18 protein-coding genes are annotated in these 22,537 nt (G+C 67.8%); 8 read left to right on the top strand and 10 right to left on the bottom strand.

The window, feature by feature from the left end; all coding sequences use genetic code 11:
- Positions 1–88: 88 nt before the first annotated feature.
- Positions 89–469, bottom strand: a complete 381-nt coding sequence (locus ABLE94_RS07000) for an SHOCT domain-containing protein (protein WP_348808416.1) — start codon at positions 467–469, stop codon at positions 89–91.
- Positions 470–693: 224 nt separating this feature from the next.
- Between ABLE94_RS07000 and ABLE94_RS06995 the strand changes: the two genes are divergently transcribed.
- Genes ABLE94_RS06995 through ABLE94_RS06985 form a run of 3 tightly spaced genes read left to right on the top strand, consistent with a single transcriptional unit; the run spans position 694 to position 2,944 of the window.
- Complete coding sequence (locus tag ABLE94_RS06995) at positions 694–1,131, top strand: DUF6325 family protein (RefSeq protein ID WP_348808470.1); 438 nt, start codon at positions 694–696, stop codon at positions 1,129–1,131.
- Positions 1,132–1,180: 49 nt separating this feature from the next.
- Positions 1,181–1,477, top strand: a complete 297-nt coding sequence (locus ABLE94_RS06990; RefSeq protein ID WP_348808415.1) for an SHOCT domain-containing protein — start codon at positions 1,181–1,183, stop codon at positions 1,475–1,477.
- 51 nt (positions 1,478–1,528) lie between these two features.
- A complete protein-coding gene (locus ABLE94_RS06985) occupies positions 1,529–2,944 on the top strand; it encodes a DUF2252 domain-containing protein (protein WP_348808414.1) in 1,416 nt (471 codons plus the stop codon).
- Between the two features lie 77 nt (positions 2,945–3,021).
- Here ABLE94_RS06985 and ABLE94_RS06980 read toward each other — a convergent pair whose 3' ends face one another.
- Complete coding sequence (locus ABLE94_RS06980) at positions 3,022–3,177, bottom strand: hypothetical protein (protein ID WP_348806143.1); 156 nt, start codon at positions 3,175–3,177, stop codon at positions 3,022–3,024.
- A 172-nt stretch (positions 3,178–3,349) separates the two neighbouring features.
- On the opposite strand from ABLE94_RS06980, the gene ABLE94_RS06975 reads away from it, so the two are divergent.
- The gene (locus ABLE94_RS06975) at positions 3,350–6,040 is read left to right on the top strand and encodes a winged helix-turn-helix domain-containing protein (protein WP_348808413.1); all 2,691 of its coding nucleotides are present in this window, start codon (positions 3,350–3,352) and stop codon (positions 6,038–6,040) included.
- Positions 6,041–6,070: 30 nt separating this feature from the next.
- On the opposite strand, the gene ABLE94_RS06970 is transcribed toward ABLE94_RS06975, so the two are convergent.
- The 5 genes from ABLE94_RS06970 to ABLE94_RS06950 form a co-directional block, all read right to left on the bottom strand.
- Positions 6,071–6,481 carry a DUF6325 family protein gene (locus tag ABLE94_RS06970; RefSeq protein WP_348808412.1) on the bottom strand — a complete coding sequence of 137 codons (411 nt, stop codon included), beginning with the start codon at positions 6,479–6,481 and terminating at the stop codon, positions 6,071–6,073.
- Between the two features lie 332 nt (positions 6,482–6,813).
- Positions 6,814–8,664, bottom strand: a complete 1,851-nt coding sequence (gene leuA / locus ABLE94_RS06965) for a 2-isopropylmalate synthase (protein WP_348808411.1) — start codon at positions 8,662–8,664, stop codon at positions 6,814–6,816.
- Positions 8,665–8,733: 69 nt separating this feature from the next.
- Positions 8,734–10,047, bottom strand: coding sequence for a lipocalin-like domain-containing protein (locus ABLE94_RS06960; RefSeq protein WP_348808410.1), 1,314 nt, complete (start codon positions 10,045–10,047; stop codon positions 8,734–8,736).
- A gap of 96 nt (positions 10,048–10,143) precedes the next feature.
- Positions 10,144–11,253, bottom strand: a complete 1,110-nt coding sequence (locus ABLE94_RS06955) for a lipocalin-like domain-containing protein (protein ID WP_348808409.1) — start codon at positions 11,251–11,253, stop codon at positions 10,144–10,146.
- A gap of 176 nt (positions 11,254–11,429) precedes the next feature.
- Complete coding sequence (locus ABLE94_RS06950) at positions 11,430–13,064, bottom strand: FUSC family protein (protein ID WP_348808408.1); 1,635 nt, start codon at positions 13,062–13,064, stop codon at positions 11,430–11,432.
- A gap of 269 nt (positions 13,065–13,333) precedes the next feature.
- Between ABLE94_RS06950 and ABLE94_RS06945 the strand changes: the two genes are divergently transcribed.
- Positions 13,334–13,726 (top strand): hypothetical protein, encoded by a 393-nt coding sequence (locus ABLE94_RS06945; protein ID WP_348806136.1) that lies wholly within the window; start codon positions 13,334–13,336, stop codon positions 13,724–13,726.
- A gap of 89 nt (positions 13,727–13,815) precedes the next feature.
- On the opposite strand, the gene ABLE94_RS06940 is transcribed toward ABLE94_RS06945, so the two are convergent.
- From ABLE94_RS06940 to ABLE94_RS06930, 3 genes are read right to left on the bottom strand one after another with little or no spacing between them, the layout of a single operon-like run.
- Positions 13,816–15,099 carry a condensation domain-containing protein gene (locus ABLE94_RS06940; protein WP_348806134.1) on the bottom strand — a complete coding sequence of 428 codons (1,284 nt, stop codon included), beginning with the start codon at positions 15,097–15,099 and terminating at the stop codon, positions 13,816–13,818.
- Positions 15,099–16,481: a condensation domain-containing protein gene (locus ABLE94_RS06935; RefSeq protein ID WP_348808407.1), complete on the bottom strand. Its 1,383-nt coding sequence runs from the start codon at positions 16,479–16,481 to the stop codon at positions 15,099–15,101. The genes ABLE94_RS06940 and ABLE94_RS06935 overlap by 1 nt, the downstream gene beginning before the upstream one ends.
- Positions 16,478–17,983 (bottom strand): condensation domain-containing protein, encoded by a 1,506-nt coding sequence (locus ABLE94_RS06930; RefSeq protein ID WP_348806131.1) that lies wholly within the window; start codon positions 17,981–17,983, stop codon positions 16,478–16,480. Before ABLE94_RS06930 ends, ABLE94_RS06935 begins: the two co-directional genes overlap by 4 nt.
- Before the next feature lie 750 nt (positions 17,984–18,733).
- Here ABLE94_RS06930 and ABLE94_RS06925 point away from each other — a divergent pair.
- The 3 genes from ABLE94_RS06925 to ABLE94_RS06915 are packed head-to-tail and all read left to right on the top strand — an operon-like array spanning position 18,734 to position 22,453.
- On the top strand, positions 18,734–19,693 hold the full coding sequence (locus ABLE94_RS06925) for a glycosyltransferase family 2 protein (protein ID WP_348806130.1): 960 nt from the start codon (positions 18,734–18,736) through the stop codon (positions 19,691–19,693).
- The gene (locus ABLE94_RS06920) at positions 19,690–21,108 is read left to right on the top strand and encodes a hypothetical protein (protein WP_348806129.1); all 1,419 of its coding nucleotides are present in this window, start codon (positions 19,690–19,692) and stop codon (positions 21,106–21,108) included. The genes ABLE94_RS06925 and ABLE94_RS06920 overlap by 4 nt, the downstream gene beginning before the upstream one ends.
- A gap of 7 nt (positions 21,109–21,115) precedes the next feature.
- The gene (locus ABLE94_RS06915) at positions 21,116–22,453 is read left to right on the top strand and encodes a glycosyltransferase (RefSeq protein ID WP_348806128.1); all 1,338 of its coding nucleotides are present in this window, start codon (positions 21,116–21,118) and stop codon (positions 22,451–22,453) included.
- Positions 22,454–22,537 lie beyond the last annotated feature (84 nt).

The raw sequence follows: 22,537 nt of genomic DNA, 5'->3' as shown, positions 1-22,537 counted from the left end.
CCGATCCGGATCGTCCAGGGGTATCGCGACGCTGATGTGCCGATCCCGCCGACCGCGCGCGAGCGTCGTGAGGTCGTCGGCGGCAGGGTTACGCGAGTGCTTTCGCCTTGAGTGCCTCGAACTCCTGCGGTGTGATGGTGCCGGAATCCAGCAGCGCCTTGGCATCGGCGATCTGCTCCGTCGATGACTTGCCTGCGACGTTGCGGATGTAGTCGTCGGTCTGCTGCTGCACCTGTTGCTGCGCGGCGATGGTGCGTTCGGTCATCCCGCGCCCGCGGGCGATGAGATACACCAGTGCGGTCAGATACGGGATGACGATCAGGAAGATGATCCAGATCGCCTTGAACCAGCCCGAGAGCTTCCGGTCTCGGAACAGATCGCTCAGGATGTAGAACAGCACGAGCAGGTACGCGACGAACGCGAAGATCACCACCATGCCCCAGATGAAGTCCCAGAACGAATTCCACATGACGAGTCTCCCTCACGATCTCGGGCCATGGCGGACCCGACGATGGTCGTTTACCGGTCTATCGTGCGATGCCCGTGCGCGCACGCGGATCACCCGGACCGGATGAGATCACCTGGTGGCGGCGTGGTGGATTACCACAGCCGGCTGTTGTCATACCGGTAGGATGATGCCGCGTAGTTCCGGGCGATGAGAGGCTGAGAACCATGACTTCAGCAGACAGTGAGATCACCGACGTCGACGCCGAGATCGGTCCGATCGATTACCTCGTCGTCGAATTCCCGGCAGACGCACACTTCGACGGCAGCGCGCTGGGGCATCTCCGCGATCTCGTCGACCGTGACATCATCCGTGTCCTCGATCTGGCCTTCGTCCGACGCACCGCCGATGGCGTGGTCGGCATCGACATCGCCGACCTCGACCTCGACGGTGACCTCGATATCGCACTGTTCGCCGAGGCGTCATCGGGACTCATCGGCGACGACGATGTCGCCGAGGCGGGCACGGTCCTGGAGCCGGGCCATGCCGCTGCCATCATCGTCTATGAAAATCATTGGGCCGCACCGTTTGCCACGGCACTGTTGCGGACCGGGGCTCGGCCCGTCGCGTCCGGACGGATTCCGGTCACCGACCTGGTTGAAGCGCTCGAGGCCGCCGAGAACTGACAAGCCGGCCGAATTCGACCCGGCCCGAACAGAATTCAAGGAGAAGATCATGCCCGGACTCTTACGTGGAATGGCACGTACCGCCGTCGTCGCCGGCACCGCAACGGCGGTGTCCAACAGGGTGTCTCGTCGCCAGGGTGAACGGTGGGCCCGTCAGAGCTACGACCAGCAGCAGCAGTACGCGCAGCCCGAACCGCAGTATGTTCAGCAGGCACCGCCGCCGGCCCCGGCGGCGTCGAATGCCGACCGCATCGCCGAATTGAAGCAGCTCGCGGATCTGCACGCGCAGGGAGTTCTGACCGAGGCCGAGTTCGCCGCGGAGAAGCAGCGCATCCTCGCATCCTGATGGCGCGGGATCGATCTCGCGTCACTCACCACCGATGAGAACGGACATGCCATGAGTGCTCCGGATGTAGTGGTCGAGCCGGCACGCCACCTGAGTGTGACCGCCCGGGAGGCCGTCGGGCGCGCGGCGGCCGACCGTGTCGCGGTGGCCGATCTCGCCGATCTCGGCGACGGCACCGACCGCGATCCGATCGGTCTGCTGATGGGTCAGGCAGCCACCCGGGTAGCCGAGTTGGTGCCGATCCGCCATGGCCGAATGGCGCGGACACCGTTCACCTTCTATCGCGGTGCGGCCCTGGTGATGGCCGACGATCTGGCCCGGACCCCGAATTCCGGTCTGACCGTGCAACTCTGCGGTGACGCGCATCTGAGCAACTTCGGCCTGTACGCCACCCCGGAACGGCAACTGACGTTTGACGTCAACGATTTCGATGAGACGTATCCCGGTCCGTTCGAATGGGACGTGAAGCGATTGGCCGCCAGTCTGGTGGTGGCGGCATTGGGCAACGGGTTCTCGCCGAAGGCCGCGAAGGAGATCGCGCAGGGCTGCGCCACCGAATACCGCACCACGATGGCCGATCTCGCGACCACCGGGACCCTCAAGGCCTGGTACAGCCATGCCATTCCGACGCCCGATCTGGCACTGCTGAGCCCTTATCTGGATCCGAAGTCGGCCAAGGAGGTCCAACGCACCATCAAGAAGGCGTGGCGGCGCGACAGCCTGCAGGCGTTGAGCAAGCTGACGACCGTCGTCGACGGCGCCCTCGAGTTCGTCGATCAGCCCCCGTTGATCGTTCCCATCGAGAATCTGCTCGGTGAGTCCGCGCCGGGGTTCTACGACGAGATCGCACGCCGGTACGTCGACTTCCGGGCGACGATGGAGCCGCATCATCAGGTCCTGCTCGATCGTTTCGAGTTCGTGCGCATGGCGCGCAAGGTCGTCGGGGTGGGCAGTGTGGGCACGCAGGCGTGGGTTCTGTTGCTGCAGGGCAAGGATTCCGGCGATCCGCTGCTACTGCAGGCCAAGGAGGCCCAGCGTTCGGTGCTCGCGGGATATCTCGACGGGCCGACCTATGACAACGAGGGCCAGCGCGTCGTTCACGGGCAAAAGCTGATCCAGGCGGTCAGCGATGTCTTCCTGGGGTGGAACGGTGGGCCCGGCCTCGACGGCACGCAACGTGACTTCTACCTCCGTCAACTTCGCGACGGCAAGGGTTCCTTCGTCATCGAGGCCCTGGACCAGAAGGGGTTGTATGCCTACGGCCGGGTGTGTGCCCGGGTGCTCGCCTACGGCCACGGCCGATCCGGCGACGCCGTCGCGATTTCGGCATACCTCGGCGAGACCGCCGAGTTCGACAAGGCGATCCGTCGGTTCGCCACCCGGTACGCCAAGGTCAATACCGGCGATCACGCTGCGTTCGTCGCGGCGATCGAGCGTGGTGAGGTGACCGCGGTCGCCGACGTCTGAGCCGGACGATCGGTTCCGGTCCTGTCCTTCCCGGGCGCACCCGTCAGGTGGGCGCACCCGTCAGGTGGGCGCACCCGTCAGGTGGGCGCACCCCGGGATGCTCCGTCGACCCTGGTGGCACGACGTTCGATGGCCTTGGCGATCGTGTCGCCGGCGGCGGGAACCGGGCGTGCCCGGCCGACCGGATGGCCGATCACCGCATGCCGGGTGCCTCGTGAGGGACGCATCGTCATGGGTTCTCCTCGACTGATGAGATCGTGCTGGTGTGTCCATCATGGGCGGGATGCCCGGATCGGGTCGTCATCCGAGGTGGATGAACCCGCGAGGTTGATGAACCCGGGTGGATGTGGTCGTCGGTGCGTAAGATCTGGCCGGAAGTATCCGGCGATCTCCTCGGGACGGGTTGTGACAGAAACTGGCATCGGCGGCGCCCGCTCGCGCTTGCGGGTGTCGCGTCCGGCGGTTCCGCCGGTTCTGGTCGACCGGCCCCGCCTCGACGCCGCACTGATCGCCGGTATCGAGGGACCGATCACCGTGGTCTGCGCCGGGCCGGGCTACGGCAAGACCCTCGCCGTGGCCGCGTGGGCCGAGGATGCGCCGTGGCCGGTGGTGTGGTTGACCGCCGATCCCGACGCCGACCTGCCGTCGTTCTGGACCGATATGCTCGCGGCCTTCCGGGTGGCCCGAGTGTCCGGATACGACGACGGTCTCGACCTGATCGCCCCGGGCCCCGATTTCGGCCTCGGCGACGTCGATCGGATCAGCGATGTCCTGGCGGCGGGCAGCACCCCGGTGATCGTCGTCATCGACGATGTCCATCTGATCACCGATACCGACGTCAACGAATCGATCATCCGGCTGCTCGACGCGTGTGAGCATCGGCTGCGGCTGATCCTGATCGGCCGGACCTGGCCCAGACTGCGCCTACGACGGCGTCAGCTCGACGGTGCCGTCACCGAGATCACCGCCGAAGACCTGGCATTCACCAGTGTCGAGACCCGGCAGCTGTGTGACGGGATGGGTCTGTCCGAGGCCGAACTCGGTGTGCTCGGCGAACGCACCCAGGGGTGGCCCGCCGGTCTGCGGCTGGCGCTGCTGGGCCGCGGCTCACCGGTCGAGGTGGCCAGTCGAGACGCGCTGTGGCAGTTCAGCGGTCACAACCGCCTGGTGGCCGCCTATCTCCTCGAGGAGGTCTTGGCGGGGCTGTCGTCCAGCGACCGGCGATTCCTCCTGGCGACCTCGCTCGTCCCGGAGGTCGATGCATCGCTGGCGCATGCCCTCACCGGCCGCGACGACGGCCGCCGTGTTCTCGAGCAGATGGTGGCCGACAACGCGCTGACGGTGCGCCTCGCCGACCGCCCGGACTGGTTCCGCTACCACCCGATGCTCCGGGAGTTGCTCGGCGATCGGCTGCAGACCGAAGTGCCCGACAGCGTTCCCGAACTGCATCGCCGCGCGGCGCACTGGTATCTCGACCACGGTGATCACGTGGCCGCCGTCGGGCACCTGATCGCGGCTGACGATCGGGCCCAGGCGGCGCGGGTGCTCGGGGGGTATGCAATTCCCCTGATGCTCACCGCGCGCGCGGCCGATCTGGCGGCGACGCTCCAGCAGGTCGACGACAAGCCGGGCCTCCCGGCCACCGTGGCGGAGCAGATCATCGGCGTCGTGCTGGCCTATCACCGACGCGATTACCTGCTGATGGGCCAGTACGCGGACGCCGTCGAGCGGATGCTGGCCGACGGCGCGGTTCATCCCGACGCTGAACTCGTGTCGAGCGCCCGGATCGTGGTCGCGGTGGCCCGGATGGTGCTCGCCCGGTTCCACACCATCGCCGATCTCACGGTGCGGGCCGAGCAGATCCGGCAGGTCATCGGCGAGGTCGAACCGGGTCACATCCCGGCCGCGCCCGCCTACCTGGTGCTCGCGACCAACAACCTGGGGATCGGGAACCTGCTGCAGGGCCGGTTGGTCGAGGCACGCGGGATGCTGGAAGGCTGCCGAGATCAGGCCGTCGATCAGGGCATGGGGTTGGTGGCCATCGCGGCGTCGGGTTACCTGTCGCTGCTGGATCTGATCGACGGTCATCTGGCCGAGGCCGGTCGGCGGGCGCGCGCCACGTTGGAGCAGGCCGGCCGACGGGGCTGGAGCAGGCAACCTCAGGTGCTCATCTCGCATGCGGTGTGCATTGCCGCAGCCCTGCACACCGGACACCTCGAGGAGGCGTGGGAGCATGTGCGGCGCGCGCGGGTGGCCGGGGAACCGGTCACCGACATCGCCGCCCTGATGATCGTGGAGATCTACGCGATCTGGGTGGCGGTGGCCGCCGGTGACGCCGACGCCGCCCGGACCGCCGCCGATCGCCTGGCCGTCCTGCGGTCGCGCGCCGGCGCGCTGCCCGACCTGCTCCGGCGGTGGATGTGCGTGGTCCTCATCCGGCTGCACCTGGTCCACGGGGACGTCGAGGGTGCCCGGGAAAGCCTGCCACCGATGCCGCAGGACTGGGGACTCGCGGGCGTCCTCGAACGGGTCGTCACCGCCGAGGTCGCATTGGCGTCGGCGAAGCCGAACGACGTCGCAGCGATCCTCGGGCCGTCGACGAAGTACCGCGACTATCCGATCCAGCAGTGCGAGGCCATGGTGGTCGCCGCCGTCGCGGCCGCCCGGTGCCGTCGCGACGCCCAGGCCCTCGACCGGATCGGGGAGGCGATCGCGGTCGCCGGTACCACCGGATCGGTGCGCCCGTTCGCGGCGTGGTCCGCCGACATCGGCCCCATCGTGGCGCGATACCGGTTGCTGACCGGCAAACATGTCGAGGTGGTCGATCGCATCCTCGAACTCTGCGGCGACGACACCGCCGCGGCGTCCCCACCACCGGCCGATCCGGATGCGGTGGCGCCCGAACAACTGCTCACCGAGCGTGAGTTGGCGGTGCTGAGGTATCTCCCGACGATGTACAAGGCATCCGAGATCGCCGCGGACCTCTTCGTCTCCGTCAACACCGTCAAGACCCACCAGCAGTCGATCTATCGCAAACTCGGGGTGTCCACCCGGCGCGACGCGGTCGACCGGGCGCGGGAGCGTCGCCTGCTCTGACCGCGGTCCGAGATGGGCGCGGCCCACCTGTCACTCATCGCAGGACAGCGAGGACACGATGGCGCGCAACGGGATTCGTCCCTGCGCGACCAACTGGGCATCCGACGCGGCGGCCGCGTCGATGAGTTGCCGGGCACAGACGTACTCCCACACCAGGATTGCCGCGCTGCGGCCCGGTTCGATCGCGGGAGCCAGATTGTCGAGATCTTCGAGCGCGAGAATCTCGGCGAGTGAACCACCGAGTTCCGCGGGGAGCGTGGCGCCGACGTCCTCGTACTCGCGGACCGACAACCCGGTGTCCCGATCATGATGGACCAGTAGCAGATCCAGAATCCGCACCATGCCCGAGGCGATCATCCGCGCCAGCGTCTCACCGATCCGGGTGGGCAGTTCCTCGGTACCCGGTGCCAATTCGATCACCAGGTAGTCGATGGGGCCCATGTCCGCAGCGTGCAATGGTCCGGCTCCTCACGACGGGGCAACGGGAATGTGCTCGTTCCAGTGTGGAGTCGGGGCGGTCGCGGGTCGTCATGCGTAAGGGATGAGAACCCGGGATCGATCCCGGCGAATCGGCAAAGGGCCGGACACATTCGCGAGGGTTTCTCGCGCAAGGAAGTGTCCGGCCCATTCCGTGCCACGCGCGATGACGGCGACGTAACCGCGCTCGGTGGCTCCGGCGTCGGGGATCGCCCGCGCCGGTGGTTTCTGATGTGAGGGTCGATGTGACCCGGGGATCTCGGTGTGACCTGGGAACTTACGGTGTGACCTGCGGCCTACGGGGCCCAGGTGCGTGGTGCGGTGTCGCCGGCCTCGTCGGCCGGTGCTGCCACCCGATGTGCGCGGTTGACGGCGGAGACGACGGCGCGCAGTGATGCGGTGGTGATGGAGGAGGCGACGCCGACCCCCCATACGGTTTCGCCGTCGATCTCGGCCTCGACGTAGCAGGCCGCGTTGGCGTCACCGCCGGCGGTCATCGCGTGTTCGCTGTAGTCGAGGATGCGCAGATCGAATCCGACGGTGCCCAGCGCATCGACGAAGGCGTCGAGCGGACCGTTGCCGGAGCCGGAGATCTCCTTCTCCACGCCGTCGACCTTGACCACGACGGTGATGCGGTCCTCGCCGCCGTCGACCTCGGCCGCGTCGACCTTCTGGCGCATCCGTTCCAGCGGCCGGATCGGCAGCAGATACTCCTGCGCGAAGACGTCCCACATCTCCTTGGGTGCGACCTCGCCGCCCTCGCCGTCGGTCAGCTTCTGGATCTCGCGGCTGAACTCGATCTGCAGGCGCCGGGGCAGATTCATGCCGTGGTCGGTCTTCATGATGTAGGCGACGCCGCCCTTGCCGGACTGGCTGTTGACGCGGATGACCGCCTCGTAGCTGCGGCCGACGTCCTTGGGGTCGATCGGCAGGTAGGGGACCGCCCAGGTGATGTCGTCGACGTCGGCGTCATCGGCGTCGGCGTCGTACTTCATCTGGTCGAGGCCCTTGTTGATGGCGTCCTGATGGCTGCCGGAGAACGCGGTGTAGACCAGATCGCCGCCGTAGGGGTGACGCTCGGGAACGTTCAGCTGGTTGCAGTACTCGACGGTGCGACGGATCTCGTCGATGTCGGAGAAACTGATCTGCGGGTCGACGCCCCGGCTGAACAGATTCATGCCGAGGGTCACCAGGCAGACGTTGCCGGTGCGCTCGCCGTTGCCGAACAGGCATCCCTCGATGCGGTCGGCGCCGGCCTGATAGCCGAGTTCGGCCGCCGCGACCGCGGTGCCGCGGTCGTTGTGCGGGTGCAGGCTCAGGATGATCGAGTCCCGGCGGGCCAGGTTGCGGTGCATCCACTCGATGGAGTCGGCATAGACGTTCGGGGTGGCCATCTCGACGGTGGCCGGCAGATTGATGATCATCGGCCGCTCCGGGGTGGGCGCGATGATCTCGGTGACCGCGTCGCAGACCTCTTTGGCGTAGGACAGTTCGGTGCCGGTGTAGGACTCCGGGGAGTACTCGTAACGCCAATTGGTGTCGGGGTAGTTCTTCTCCACCTCGAGCACCTTGCGGGCGGCGTGGGTGGCGATCTCGGTGATCTTGTCCTTGTCGGCGCGGAACACCACCCGGCGCTGCAGGATCGAGGTGGAGTTGTAGAAGTGCACGATCACGTTGGCGGCACCGCGGCACGCGTCGAAGGTCCGCTCGATCAGCTCGTCACGACACTGGGTCAGCACCTGGATGGTGACGTCGTCGGGGATGGCGCCGTCCTCGATGATCTCGCGGACGAAGTCGTAGTCGGTCTGGCTGGCCGAGGGGAATCCGACCTCGATCTCCTTGTAGCCCATGCGGACCAGCAGGTCGAACATGCGGCGCTTGCGGGCCGGGCTCATCGGATCGATCAGGGCCTGGTTGCCGTCGCGGAGGTCCACCGCACACCATCCGGGTGCGCGGTCGATGACCTTGTCGGGCCAGGTGCGGTCGGGTACCGAGACGGTCTCGACCTCGTCGGCGAAGGGGCGGTAGCGGTGTACCGGCATCGCGGAATTGCGTTGGGTGTTCCACGCGGGCTGGTCGGCGGGGATCGGGCCGGTGGGCTCGACGATTCGGCTTGCGCCCGAGGTGAAAGTGTCTGCTGCTGCCATGATGGTCATTCTCCGAGAGTCAAGGGGGGAGGTGACCGGCGCATAGAAAGGCCCGCGACGGAGGGCCGGTCAGATCAGACCCCGCCGCGGCAACCGAGAAGGAGCGCACGCTGCATGCAGTCGAATGTACTCCTCGGGGCATGTCCGGATCAAATGTCGGTCGCGATCCGCGTGGGCTGCCCGCCCGGGAGTCGTTGCGCACACGCGACCGCGACGGGTTCCGGCGCGGTGGGCGCTCGGAATCCGTCGCAGTCGTCCCCTCAAGAGGGTGAGAAGTCCGGTCACGGCAGTGACGTGTAGGGCTCCTCCCACGGGTTGACCTCGGCGTAGGCGCGGCCGGACACCGGTTGTCCGTCGAGTCGGCCGGTGACCGCCGACGCCGCCTCGAGGTAGGTGCGGTGCAGGGAGACGGTGAGCTCCTGATGCGGCACCAGCGGGTGACCCGGAAGGTTCCGGAGGGACGGTCAGACGCCACTTGGTGGGATAGGTGAATCCCGACGACGGGCTGCGTTGGCTGCCCAGCACGGTCAGGCCCATCCGGTTGCCGGGGACGGTGGTCGGCACACCGTTGACCACCTTGGTGCCGATCTTGTTGATCACCGCACCGGTCGACGGATCGGTCAGGTAGTACAGCATGTACTGGGTGTTGTCGCCCAATTGCAGTGAGAACCAGTTCCATCCGCCGCCGAACATCTGGGTCTTGTTGAACCACTGGCGATCCTGCCACGACGAGCCGGTGATCCGGATCGGCTCACCGTGATCCCAGATGGTGCCGGTGGTGTCGAGGTTGGTCGAGGAGTAGTACGCCGAGGTGTTGCCGACGGCCTTGTAGTCGACCAGTCCGTTGCCGTTGTGGACCACGAACGGGATGGAACTGCTGGTGTGCAGATCGACGGCGTATCCGCGGTCGGCCATGGCGGCCTTGATGTGGTAGTTCTGGTTGCTTCCGCCGAGCGTCCAATCCTGCGCGGTGAATCCGAATCCGCCGTTGCGAGCCGGAATCGGGGTGAGGTTCGCGCGGTCCTCGACCCGGAACTTCTGCTTGTTCACATCGGTGATCGCGAAATGCCAGGAGTAGATGGCGTCGGATCCGACGGGCAGTGGCCACAGCTGGAACACCGTTGCCTCATAGCCGAATTCGCGCTTCGCTCCGTGCGCGTCGGTGCCGTAGAGGTGGCCGACGAAATACCACCACTCCAGCTGCTGATGATGCGGCGACTCGTCCCGCGGGAAAGTGACGGGTCCCGGCGGTGTGAATACCTGCGGGAAGTCGGGGACCGGTGGGAAGGCGTGGGCCGGTGCGCCGATGGTCAGGGCGCAGGCAGTGCCGGTCACCAGCACCGCGGCACTGGTGAGCAGGCGTCGAAAAGCCTTGAAGGACATGGGGTACTCCTTGGGGGCGACATAGGGGGGTGACAGAGGGTGCGGTAGAAGGCGCGGTGAAGGAGGGAAGTGCGAAAGGGCTTGTGCGGGTGGTGCTCAGGGCAGTAACTGGTCGGGTCGCCAGTTCACGCCGCGGGGGTTCATCTCGGCGTAGGCGTTGCCGGTTGCGGGGGCACCGTCGAGGGTTCCGGTCACGGTGGTGGGGCCCTCGTAGTAGAACTTGTGGCCGACGCCGCCGCTGAGCTCGCTGTCCTGGATTTTCGGGGTGAGTGTGATTGCGCCGCCGGGCAAGGTGATTCGCCAGCTCGTCGGATAGGTGTATCCGGTGTGCGGGCTGCGCCACGCGCCGATCGGTTGCATGGACACCTGGTCGGCGGGCACCGGGGCGTAGTGGCCGTCGGCGGTCCTGACGGCGATCACCTTCTGTACCTCGCCGGACGGTGCCTGGAAGAAGCTCAGGTTGTACTGGACGTTGTTGTCCAACGAGACCCCGAACCAGCTCCACCCGGTGCCGTCGGTTCCCGGTGCGCCGGTGGCCCATTCGTGGTCGTACCAGCTGTTGCCGGTGATCTTCACCGGCACGCCGTGATCGATCAGGGTGCCGACCGTGGCGTTGGAGGTGTAGGAGTAGTAGGGCGACACCCAGTCGCCGAAGGTCTCGATACCGTTGACGCCGTTGAGGGTTGGCGGCACCAGGGCGGTGGTGCGGATGTCGAGTGAGTAGCCGGGCTGCGATGCCGACGCCGCGTAGTGCCCCATCGAGCCCGTGATCCTGAATCCCGCGACGTCCTGGTCGACGGCGTTCGGGGTGGTGGAGTAGGCGCCCGCGGTGGTGTGCTCGGCGTAGCTGAACTTGTGGCGGCCGAGGTCGGAGATCGCGAAGTGGGAGTCGTAGATCGGCGGGACGCCGGCGACGGCGGCGATCTGGAACACCACGATCTCGTAACCGTAGTGGCGGGTCTTGCCCGCCGGGTCGACACCGGTGAGATGGCCTGTCATGTACCACCATTCGGCGGGTTGCCGGTGCGACGACTCATCCCGCGGCAGCGAGATCGACCGTTCGATGGGCGCGAAGTCGCCGTAGGTGCCCGGGTGGGTGTCGGCGGCGGCCGGACCCGCGGCGATCACCGCGCAGGTCGCGGCGGCCACACCCCAGGCGCCGAGGCGGAATGCGATGGGTCGGGTGAGGGACCGGGGATGAGCCATGCGGGTGAGCCTTTTCCATGAGTTGTCGGGGACGACAAACGGCAATGAGTGCGAGCTGCCACATCTCCAGGGCCGGATGTGAACGGGCACACATAGAGGTATAGGCGCGCGCGAGTTGTTTGTCAACTGTCAATTAACGAAGGGTGTGGCGACCCAAGGGCGTACGCGTGCGCCGGTCAGGGGCCGTCGGGAGGCGTGTGATCGGTGAGGAGGCGCCGACGTTCGGACAGCATCCCGGCGATCGCCGGGTCGAGCGGGCGGTGCGGATCGGCACGCCAGCACCACGTGAGTGCCTCATGGCCGACGTGGCACAGGGCGACGTGGGCGGCCCAGCGTCGTCGCGCCCACCCGGGTTCGTTTCCCGCCGCGTCGGTGGCGGCCATCTCGGCTTCGAGCAGTGACCACTGCAGGTCCCGGCGCAGCGTCATCGGCCGGGGTGAACCGACGGGTCCGGCAGCGGCGCCGTCGAGCACGTCGTCGAAACCGTCGACGACGGCGTCGTCGGCATACCGCCAGGTGCGGCGATGCGCACGCCCGAGCACCAGCCACATGGCGGCGATGGCGCAGACCACGCCGAGCAGCGTCTCCAGGAAGCGATCACGCACCGGAATGGTGATGTCGGCGGCGGGATCGCCCATCAGCATGGCGAGAGGAGTGATGAAGGTGACCGCCACGGCGTAGTTGCCCACGATGGTCAACTCGATCAGCAGGTTGAGCGCCGCGATCACCACGATCAGCGTCGGCACCCCCAGATCGAGCAGGTGCAGGGCGACGAACACGCCGAGTCCGGCGACCGTGCCGATCAGCCGGTGCGCACCGCGCACCATACCGCGGATGCGGTCGGGCCCCAACTGGAGAACCAGCACCGCGCCGAGGATCGCCCAGTCGGGACGCGAGAGTCCGGTGGCGATCGAGATCGCGCCCGCGGCGAAGGCGGCGGCCGCGACCCGCACGGTGGTCACCTCGGCGTGGCTGAACCGCCGGGCGGCGATCCGCAGCCGGTGGGCGACCGACGGCCGGGGCAGTGGCGGTGCGAGGTCGACGGGTTGCCGCGCGCCGTGCCAGCGGTGCATCGACTCCCAGAGCTGTTGGGCCAGAGCGCTGTTGGTGGCGGCCGCGTCATGCAGCACGGACCACGCGTGCAGGGTCGAGAGGGCCACCCCGTGACGATGTGCGGGGCCGGCACTGCGGTTGTCGTCGAGGTAGTCCTCGACCGCCCGGATCGCCACGGCCGTGGCGGCGGTCTCCGGGCCGTGCGGGCGCCACAGGGCCGGCGCCATCGACACCACCAGGGATGCGACGGCGCCGGCGGCGGAGGCCAGTACCAGTGGGGTGAGGTCGACGCCGTGCCGGGTGACGACGGAGGCGATCGCGGCGGTCAGGACGAAGAAGAACGGGCCCGGCGGGCCGAGCCGCAGTGCGTTCAGGCAGAACGCCGTGGCGGCCGCACCGGCGACCAGCGCGGTCATCACGACGAGGTTCTGCGTCGGCGTCGCCGACGGCCCGGCCCAGGCCCCGAGCGCGCCGTACCCGGCGGTGGTTGCCACCAGCGCAGCGCCGGCGGTGCTCACCGCCCGCCACCGCACACGGTACGGACGCTTCTCGCCGTAGAGTGCGGCGAATCCGCCGAGGGCGGCCAGAAGGCAGTCGCGGTCGAAGCCGAGCAGATACAGCGCGGCGGCGGGTATCGCGAAGGCGAGACCGGCCCGGATGGCCGCGGGCCAGCGGCCCCGCACGTCCGGGACCGCGAACAGAGCGCCCATCATCGATGGCCGTGCCGGCGGTTGGGGGCGTGGGTCGTCGGTGTCCATCGGTGCGATCGTGTCGGGGTGGGTGGAACGGAACGGAACGGAACGGAACGGATCCACTGTAGTTCTTGCCCGGATGGGCGCACCGGCCCGATCCCGGCGGAAGGCGCACCCGTCAATTCGGACAATGGCGACGAACGGTGAAAAGCGTTCTCGCGCTGTGGGAATCGTTCAGGGTTGGCAGGTGCGTCACAGCCCACTCCCAAGGTGGCTTCCTAGTGTTGGTGGCTGTCACACCGGAGGTGTTTTCGGTGCGGGAGAAAGGTGGACCCATGAAACTCGTGAATCAGATCGTCGGTGTGCGGATCGGCATCGCCGTCGTCGGGGCGGGCATCCTCGCCACCGTCGCGGCCGGCGTCGCATCTGCCGCCGACACGTCGTCGACGGTGCCGGGAAGCACCTGCACCGTCGGGCAGGCCGAGGCGACGCTGGCGGCGCAGGATCCGGCCGACTACGCCAAGATCATGAAGTACCCGGATTCGTCGGCGGAACTGGCGAACGTGTTGGCGCTGAGTCCCGCCGACCGCGCGGACTACTGGGATCAGGTGCGCCCCACCGACGCCGACAACCGTCAGATGTTCCTCGGCGTCCACGGGTGGTCGGAGAACGAACGCCACGCGGCCGAGGCGGCCATCGACACCGCCGCGACGACCTGCCGCGCGTAGGGACTCACCCGACGATGCGCGCGCAGCTCCCACACGCACGGAATGCACGGCGTGCAGGTGGGAGCCGAGCGTGCAACTGGGTGCGGGACTCAGGCGCTGGTGCGGCACATGCTGTGGCGCAACGGTTCCCGGAGTTCGCTGGTGAGCACCCGGAGCAGGTCGGCCATCACGGCGTCGGCCTCGGGTCGGCCGGGATAGCGCACGCGCAGATCCAGGCCGGACTCCGAACGGTTGAACCAGAACTGTGCGGTGTCGGTTCTCGTCACGGCCGAGATGTGCTGTGCTCCGGGCAATGCTGGACCCAGCTTGCGGTAGTCGAGGTAGGAGACCATGAAGATGCCCTCGGTGACGAAGCTCGGCCGGCAGTGGGCGAGTACCTGATCCAGCGGTAGATCCGTCAGTGCCGCAGCGTGTGTCAGCCAGCGCGTGGCGCTGTCCGGGTCTCCGGCGTCGACGACCACCGGCGCGTTGGAGACCATCCAGCCGGCCGTGTCGTGCCAGCCGGAATCGCGTGCCCCGCGGGTGTGCACGGGTATCAGCGTCGCCAGTCGCCGTGGACCGCCCACCGATGCCACTGCCGTCGCCAAGGTCGCCAGGATGTGGGCAAACGCCGAACGGCCCAGTGCATCATGGCATTCCGGGGAGCTCAGCAGCGGCACGACGACGGTGCGCTGCGGGGCCGCTCCCGATCCGAGCGGCAGCGGGAAGGCCGGCAGGGTTGCGTCGGTGATCGTGAAGAAGTCCTCCCACACCTGCATCAGACGCGTGGGGTCGGTCGAGTGCGGTCCACCCGACACCGACGCGCCCGTCGCCTCGATGACGCACCGCTGCGCGAAACTGCGTGTGGTGCGCGCGGCGGTGTCGGGATCGGCGTAGAGCTCGTACAGCCGTCGCAGGACGAGATCGATGGTGAAGGCGTCGGCATGCGCATGATCGAAGGCGCAGACGAGCCGATCGTCGAGGATGCCGAAGAACAATCCGGGGACCTCACCCGCCCGACACCGCTCGGTGATCAGGGCGGTGGTGAATCCGTGCCACACCGTGCCGACGGTCCGGGCCCGAACCGCGAACTGGTCGGGGCCGTACACATCCTGACGAGGAGTGTCGCACGGCCGAATTCGGGCCCGGAGCGCGTCGTGCTCGACCAGCAGGCGGGTGACGGCCTCGACGATCCGCGACCGGTCGGGATGGCGATCCGGCAGGGTCACCGTCCCGGCCAACCAGGCCCCGCTCCCGGTGAGTTGGGCGCGAACATGGTTGCCCTGATTGAACGTGACCGGCACCTCGCACCGCGCCGGCTCCGCATCCCAGGTGATCTCGATCTCGGTGAGTCGACCGGCGAGGTCGGCGAGGTCGACGGCGGTGACGTGCATCAGCGTGCTCCTGCGTCGACGGCCACCGCGGCGGTGAGGATGTCGCGGACGGTGGCGAAGTACCGTGCCACCGATTCGGCCGCCACCGGATTGTCGGGGCGCTGGGTGTTGATGCGCAGACCGTCGAGATCGCGGGAGATCCACAGGGACGCGTTGCGGGTGCGTCCCTCGCCGGTGAACACGACGATGTCGTGGGCGCCGTCGGGGGCTGGGAACCAGCGGAAATCGAAGTAGGTCACCATCTGTGGGCTCGCGACCACCGACGGGTCGATGGCCCCCTCGCCGAGCAGGATCGCCAGCGCACCGTGCACCGGGTCGGCGACGGCGCGCTTCGACGCCTCCACGGCGGCGGCCGCGTCGTCGATGACCTCCTCGAGCGTCGAGCCGCGGATCTCGAATCCGATCGGCGCGAAGTTGCAGTACCAACCCTGCGAACCACGATGCTCCGCGTTCCCCCGGGTGGACAGCACCGTGGCGGTGGCGTAGCGGTCGGCACCGGAGAACGTCTTGTGCGCCAGCGCGAGTCCCGCGTAGATCACCGAGATCAGGCTCGTCCCATGAGCTTTGGCGATCACCGACAGCGCCTCGGTGGTGGCGGCGTCGGCGAGATCCTCACAGTGGATGAACACCTGCTGCGGATCGTCACCGAGCCCCAGCGGCAGCGGGAAAACCGGAATGGTGCCGCCGGATTCGGTGAGGACGCGCCGCCATTCGACGACGCCGGGCGAATCCGGGGTGAGCCCCGCGGCACGGGTGAACTCCTCGACGGCGTAATCGAGGTAACTGCCGTGCCGTGCGGACACCAGCGGATGATTCTCCTCGCCGCGATAGCGGGCCAGGATCTCCAGCAGCCCGAGCACCTGGGAACTGCCGTCCCCGTAGGCATGATCGATGCCGTAGTAGAGGTCGAACGACCCCGGTCGTGTCACCACCCCGAAGGCGCATCCGGGGAACGCATCGAAGACGGCCGTGTGCGGAAGTCGTTGGGCCAGATGACGATGCGGGCCGGTCTCGGCCACATCGGCGGCCACGATGTCGACCGCGTCCGGATCCACGACGTAGCGGGTGACGCCGCCGCTCTCGTCGACCCGGAAGGACGACCGCAGACCCTCGTGGGCCCGCACGAATGCGGTCAGCGCCGCCGCCATCCGGTCCTCGTCGAGGTCGGCGTCCACCGTGATCGCACTGCAGGTGTACCCACGGTGCTCGCGGCCGGCGGTGCGCTGCGCGAGCACACCGGAGATGTGGTCACCCTGCAGCAGTGACGGTCCCACCGGGTGCTCCGGTGCGGCCTCGGCCGCCTGCATCGTCGACGGTGCAGGGACGAAATCCACCAGCCGCCCGGGGAGCGGGCACCAATAGGTGTCCGGACCCAGTCTCATCGAACCTCGGTCGAGGTGACCGTGGGGCTCGGGGCCGAATCGGTGTCGGCGGAACCGGTGTCGCCGGGTGCGCCGCACAAGGCCAGATCGCCGGTGGCGGCGACCTCGCGCAGCACCGCGGTGTACTCGCCGATCAGTGCGTGCAGCGACGTCGCGGCGACCTCGTTGTTCGGGAAACGCATCGAGACGTTCATACCCTCATGGGTGCGATTCACCCACAGGTAGACCTCGTCGAGATTGTGGATTCGGCTGCGCAGCGCGCGATCCCGCTCGTCCCACGAGTCGGCGCCCGGCACGAATCGTGCGTCGACGAAGGACACGGCGAATCGTGGTGCCTCGGTCACCGCCAGCAGTTCGGCGATGCGTGGGTGCGGGACGTGGGTGAGCGCGGCGTGGCGGCGCACGCCGGCGTCGACGATGTCGATGGCCTCGGCGAAGGTGTTCGCCTCACCCAACGACATCTCGACGGGCACGAGGCCGACGTACCACCCGGCGGCGGCCAGGGATTCCGGATCGGTGCGGGTGTGCATCGGCATGACGAAGCGGGTGGTGCGCTCACCGGTGAGGCGCTCGATCGCCGCCGCGAGGGCCGTGAAGGCACCACCGGACAGCGACTTGCCGTGCTGCTTGCAGGCGGCGTTGAACGCGGCGGTCTCCTGCGCGTCCAGCAGCCACAGCGACAGGCTCGACTGCCAGCCGGGAGCCGCCGCGGTGGTCGCAGTGGTCTCGGTGGTGGCGGAAGGCTGTGTGGGCAACGGGAATCGCGGCATCGTCAGCCGGCCGGAGTCGCCTTCCAGGAACGATCGCCAGGTGGTCACCGCCGGGTGATCGGCGGTGATCGATTCGGCCGTGCGATGTTCGTGGGCACAGTGGTCGACGAAGGATCCGCAGGGCGGCAGGACCGGGTCGCGGCCGTCGGTCAGCGCACCGTAGATCTCCCGGAACTCGGCGATCAGCAGCAACTGGGTGTAGGCGTCCATCACGGAGTGATCGGCGCCGACGATGACGATGACGCCCTTGGTCGCCTCGAGGAGGCTGTCGGGTTCGATGGTGGTGGCCACCACGTGCGGCCAGCGCAGGGCGCTGACCTCGCGGGCGAAGAAGCGCTCGATGTGGTGGTCGACGCTCACCCCCTCCGGGGGCGCCTCCTGGCGACGTGCGGTGATGGTCACCGAGTCCGGAACCACGACGTAGCGCGCGTGGCCGTGCCCGTCGTGCTGGGCCGTCGTGCGGAACGCGTCATGCCGGGCGATCCAGATGCGCAGGACCTCGGCGAAGGTGTCGGGATCGAAGGCTCCGGGCAGGCGGAAGGCCGTGCCGATCCAGGAGCCCAGCCCGAAATCGTCGGCGGTCGACGACGTGGCCGAATGGTAGAGGTGCGCAGCGTGATTGGGTGAGAGCGGACGATCGTCCGACTGCCACCGATCGGCCTCGACGGTCGGAATCCACTCGGTGATCCGACCGGTCGGGACCGGATAGTCCGCAAGCTCCGTGTACTCCATGACATCCCCAGGGGTGACTAGGCGAAAGCTGGTCAGCTCGAGCGTGCGGTCCCCGTTCCGAACGCCCGGTGCTGTTGGGGGAGGATGACAGATGACACCCGCGGAAATGCGGCGACGGTGAGTCCTTGGTCACACCAAAGCCGAGTACGCAGTGACAGAGCATGCATCTTCCGCGAGCAGTGTTCGACGACACAATGAATGCGCCTTCGTGTTTTCGTCTTCCCTCATCCCCAACCATGAAGGTCGACAAGCGATGACATTAGCGGCATTTCGCCCCTCCCGCCAGCCCTGCGCGATGAGATGTGGGCAACCCTCGGGGGTGGGTAGTTACTGACGCGAAATGTCGGATGTGCCGATTTGAAGAATTGACGGAAACGCCGCCTCGATTTCTGTGAATTAGATGTGAAACGGCCGCCGAATTATGATTCATCAGTCCGTCCGCATATGTCGTGGTGGCGCCAATCATTGCCAGGTGGGTGCCGGTGTCCTAGACTCCGCGGAAGGAACCTGCACGGGGGTCACGTTCCGAGGTCGAGTCGCTGTTGCGATCGCACATGTCGTGCTCCCTGTTCATTTTCCCGCGGCCACCGCCGACGGCGGATGTCGCCGACCCGGGCGAGGCAACGGTGCCTGTGTCCACCGGTCGTCGGGTGCGAGTGCACCCGTGTGCCGATGGCGTATCCGAAATGCGATGTGCCGACAGCAATGTCACCATCGCGAAAGACCAACTCGACATAGCAAAGGATTGCGGTGACGACCTCAGACGTGGCCAGCCTCGCAGTAGATGCCGCCGGAGAGGACGCCACGGACCCGCAGGTGCGGCTGTCCGTGGTCATCCCGGTCTACAACGAGGAAGACACCATCGGTACCTGCCTGACGCTGCTGCTCGAGCAGGCCGACCACATCGCCGAGATCGTGGTGGTGGACAACAATTCGACGGATCGCAGTGCCGAGGTCATTCAGGAATTCATTGACCAATGGCGCATTGTCCGGGTGATCAATGAATCGAATCAGGGTTTGGTCTTTGCTCGGAACGCCGGGATGGATTCGGCAACAGGAGATGTGATCGCCAGGATCGATGCCGACACCCGCGTTCCGCCGACGTGGGCCGCCACGATCGTCGAGTTCTTCACCGCGGACACGGCGGGGCACTGGTCGGCCCTCTGCGGCCGCGGCGCCGCCTACGGACTTCCGCTGGAGGGCTCCACGAGCCGGGTCCGCAGGCTGATCGATCCGCTGTTGCGTCGAATCCCCAAGCGGGGACGTGCGAGTGACACCGACGGGACGGTGGCGCCACGCGACATTCCGGTGCTGTACGGATCGAACATGGTGGTGCGGCGGGAGATGTGGCAGGTGATCCGCACGCGGGTCAGCATGCGCCGCGACATCTTCGAGGATGTCGACATGGGGCTGTGTGTCCAGGACGCGCACGGCCGCAATGCTTTTCTCTCCTCGCTGACGGTGGGCGTGTCGCCGCGCCGGATGGAGACCGCGCTGCCGGCATTCGTCGAGTACATGAGCTTCCTGCCACGGACCCTGCTGATGCACCGGCGATACGGACTGACCGCGGTGGTGGTGTTCGGCTATCTGCCGCCACTGATCGTGGTGCATGCCGCCCGCCTCGTGCTCATCCGCGCACACGACGAGCAGACCTCCACCTTCTCCGTTCGCAATCTCCTGCGGGAGACCTCGCAACGGGGACTGCCGTGACCGAGCGCGGTGTGACCGGGCGCAGTGTGACCGACGAGGCCGTGGGTGCGCATTCCGATGCCGCGGTGCATGGTTCGGCCACGACGGGCCTCCGGGTGTCCGGTCCGGACGAGGCGTTTCTGCTCGCCGAGGAGAAACTCGGATTCCGCACACCCATCCAGTTCTGCTGGGTCCTCGACGACGACCCGGGCCTCGAGGCCATCGAGCGGTACGCGGAGTCGTTGAGTACCGGCCTGCTCCACCGCGCCATTTCGCGCCGACGTTTCCCGGCCGCGCGTCGTCGGTGGGTGTCTTCGCGGGTGCAACCGCGCATTATCGTCGGCGCCCGCATCGACGATGCCGAGATCGGTGCGTGGGCCGACAACCTGCTGCGTTCGGCGGATCTGCGTCCCGCGCAGGGACTGGGCTGGCGAGTGCACACGACGACCACCACCCGTGGACGCCGCGTCGTGGTGCTGCTGCTGTCGCACCTGATCGCGGACGGGGAGGCGATCATGCGCGCCCTCGTCGCCGCTGCCGACGGTGAGACGACCGCACTCGCCGATCCCGACACCGCCCGCGGTGCGCGGGCACTGGCCGAGGACGCGCGGGACAGCGCACGGCAGATCCGTTCGGCGGCACGGTCGGTCCGTGCCGTGGCCCGCGATGCACGGCAGCGGCGGCGCGAACGTCGCGAGGGCACCGCGCCGGTGGTCCCGAATCGCCCGCCGTCACCACCGCCGACCTACGACCCTTACCGCGCCACCTTGGCCATCGTCGACGTCGACCGCGACCTCTGGCATGCCCAGGCCCGGCAGTACGGCGGTACCGGGAACACCCTCTTCACCGCGCTGGTGTGTGGGCTGGTGCGCCGATCTGGCTATCCCGTCGGTGACCAGATGCGTGTCAGCGTCGCCGTCAGCAAACGCGGTGGGCCAGAGGATCTGCGCGCCAACGCCTCTGGTGGGATCTGGCTGCGGGTCGGCGAACCGCAGGAGTCGCCGGCCGACCTCGATTACCTCCGTGGTCTGAGCCGGCAGGCGTTCGCCGAGTATGCGAAGACCGGCACCGACGTGCCTGACGATCTCCAGTCGCTGGTGCGATTGATGCCGCGACGGGTGCTGACGACGGCGTTGCGGTCGGTGCCTGCCCCCGATGTGAGCGTCTCCAATCTCGGGGTGCTCGACGATCGGGTACGCACCATCGCCGGAGTGCCCGCGTCGTCGTTCGTGCTGCGATTGATGGTGCAGGACACCGCGGGTGAGGATGTGGCGATGCCCGGCCCGGGGCTCTCGGCGTGGATAGTCGAGTACGGTTCGACCGTCACCCTGTCGTTCGCCGCCTTCAGCCCCGAGTACTACGGCGACGAGGATCACCTCGCGAAGCTGCTCAGTGCGGAGCTGTCGGCGTGGGGCCTCGATCACAGATTCTGGTGAATTACTCATGATGACAAGCCGATCCGACGGCGCGCATGTCGCCGTCATCCTCTACGGCAGTCGGGGCGACGTGCAGCCCGGGGTGTGTCTGGCCGTCGAACTCCAGCGGCGTGGCCATCGGGTCAGTGTCGCGGTACCGCCCAATCTGCTGGGCTTCGCGCGGAACGCGGGAGTGGCGACGGTGGTGGCCATCGGCCGCGACACCGGCACGCAGTGGTCCTCCGATGAGGCGCTGGACGCCCAGCGGTCCCGAAACCCATGGACGCGTGCACGATTCGCGCTCGACACGGTACGGGACGGCATCTCGGCCTTCGACCGGGCCATGGTCGAGACCTTCCTCGACGACGACGCGGCGATCACCGACGTCGACATGCTGATCGCCGCCCCGTTGTGTCAGGCACGGGGCCTCGCGCTCGCCGAGCGGTTGGGCGTGCCATTGACGGTGCTGCGCTATGCGCCGATGTCGGAGAGCGGGGTGATCGGTCCGCTACCCGGCGTCACCGACTCGTGGTCGCCGAAGTGGAAGCGACGCAGCTGGCGGGCCTATGACCGCATCGTGTGGTGGGCAACACGATACAGCGAGAACGGATTTCGTCGGCGGATCGGCAGGCCCGCCGCGCGCACCGGCTGCCCGGATCGTCTCGGGGTGTTGCGGGTTCCGCAGATCCAGGCCTACGACCCGGCCATCGCTCCGGAGTTGGTTGCCGAATGGAAGGCCGGGCACGCGGTCAAACCCATCATCGGATTCCTCGACCTGCCCGCCGGCGCCCGCGATCACCTCGCCGAGACCTCGCATGGGGACGCCGAACTGGCCGAGTGGCTCGACGCGGGCGAGCCGCCGGTGTTTGTCGGGTTTGGCTCGATGCCGGTGACCGACCCGCAGCGGGTTCGGTCACTGTTCGGCGCGGCTGCAGCCGAACTCGGCGTTCGATGTGTGTTCGGCCTGGGAGCCACGCCCGGGGTCGACGCCGACGACACGTCCATCTATCACGTGGGTGCGGTCAATCACGCGTGGCTGTTCCCACGCTGCGCCGCAGTGGTCCACCACGGGGGAGCGGGGACGACGGCCGCCGCACTGCGGGCCGGTGTGCCATCGGCGGTGTACTCGTTCACCGCCGAGCAGCCGTTCTGGGCGGAGCGTATCCGCACCCTCGGAGTCGGCACCGGCCGAGCGTTCTCGGCACTGACCGACGAGTCGATCCGCGCGGACCTGTCAACGGTCCTGACGGAGAAGGTCCGTTGCGCAGCAGTGGAGTTCGCCCAGCGGATGGTGTCCCCGAAGCGTGCCGTGGCCGCCGCCGCCGACATCGTCGAGGTGCGGTTGCCGGTGCCGGCGGGGGAATGATCCGGAAACCCGTTGCGGAGTAGCACCACTCATCCCGCCGGGCCGAGCTTGTCGAGGTCGAGACCACTTTCGCAACCCGATGCT

The organism is Gordonia sp. VNK1 (assembly GCF_040049135.1).
Lineage (GTDB): Bacteria > Actinomycetota > Actinomycetes > Mycobacteriales > Mycobacteriaceae > Gordonia > Gordonia oleivorans.
The sequence above is the reverse complement of the archived record's forward strand: the minus strand, read 5'-3'. Positions and strand labels throughout refer to the sequence as shown.

Bases quoted from the DNA above. Each gene is read 5' to 3' on its own strand.
- ABLE94_RS07000 (WP_348808416.1), bottom strand. From the start codon at position 469: ATGTGGAATTCGTTCTGGGACTTCATCTGGGGCATGGTGGTGATCTTC.
- ABLE94_RS06990 (WP_348808415.1), top strand. From the start codon at position 1,181: ATGCCCGGACTCTTACGTGGAATGGCACGTACCGCCGTCGTCGCCGGC.
- ABLE94_RS06985 (WP_348808414.1), top strand. From the start codon at position 1,529: ATGAGTGCTCCGGATGTAGTGGTCGAGCCGGCACGCCACCTGAGTGTG.
- ABLE94_RS06980 (WP_348806143.1), bottom strand. From the start codon at position 3,177: ATGACGATGCGTCCCTCACGAGGCACCCGGCATGCGGTGATCGGCCAT.
- ABLE94_RS06970 (WP_348808412.1), bottom strand. From the start codon at position 6,481: ATGGGCCCCATCGACTACCTGGTGATCGAATTGGCACCGGGTACCGAG.
- leuA (WP_348808411.1), bottom strand. From the start codon at position 8,664: ATGGCAGCAGCAGACACTTTCACCTCGGGCGCAAGCCGAATCGTCGAG.
- ABLE94_RS06960 (WP_348808410.1), bottom strand. From the start codon at position 10,047: ATGTCCTTCAAGGCTTTTCGACGCCTGCTCACCAGTGCCGCGGTGCTG.
- ABLE94_RS06955 (WP_348808409.1), bottom strand. From the start codon at position 11,253: ATGGCTCATCCCCGGTCCCTCACCCGACCCATCGCATTCCGCCTCGGC.
- ABLE94_RS06950 (WP_348808408.1), bottom strand. From the start codon at position 13,064: ATGGACACCGACGACCCACGCCCCCAACCGCCGGCACGGCCATCGATG.
- ABLE94_RS06945 (WP_348806136.1), top strand. From the start codon at position 13,334: ATGAAACTCGTGAATCAGATCGTCGGTGTGCGGATCGGCATCGCCGTC.
- ABLE94_RS06940 (WP_348806134.1), bottom strand. From the start codon at position 15,099: ATGCACGTCACCGCCGTCGACCTCGCCGACCTCGCCGGTCGACTCACC.
- ABLE94_RS06935 (WP_348808407.1), bottom strand. From the start codon at position 16,481: ATGAGACTGGGTCCGGACACCTATTGGTGCCCGCTCCCCGGGCGGCTG.
- ABLE94_RS06930 (WP_348806131.1), bottom strand. From the start codon at position 17,983: ATGGAGTACACGGAGCTTGCGGACTATCCGGTCCCGACCGGTCGGATC.
- ABLE94_RS06915 (WP_348806128.1), top strand. From the start codon at position 21,116: ATGATGACAAGCCGATCCGACGGCGCGCATGTCGCCGTCATCCTCTAC.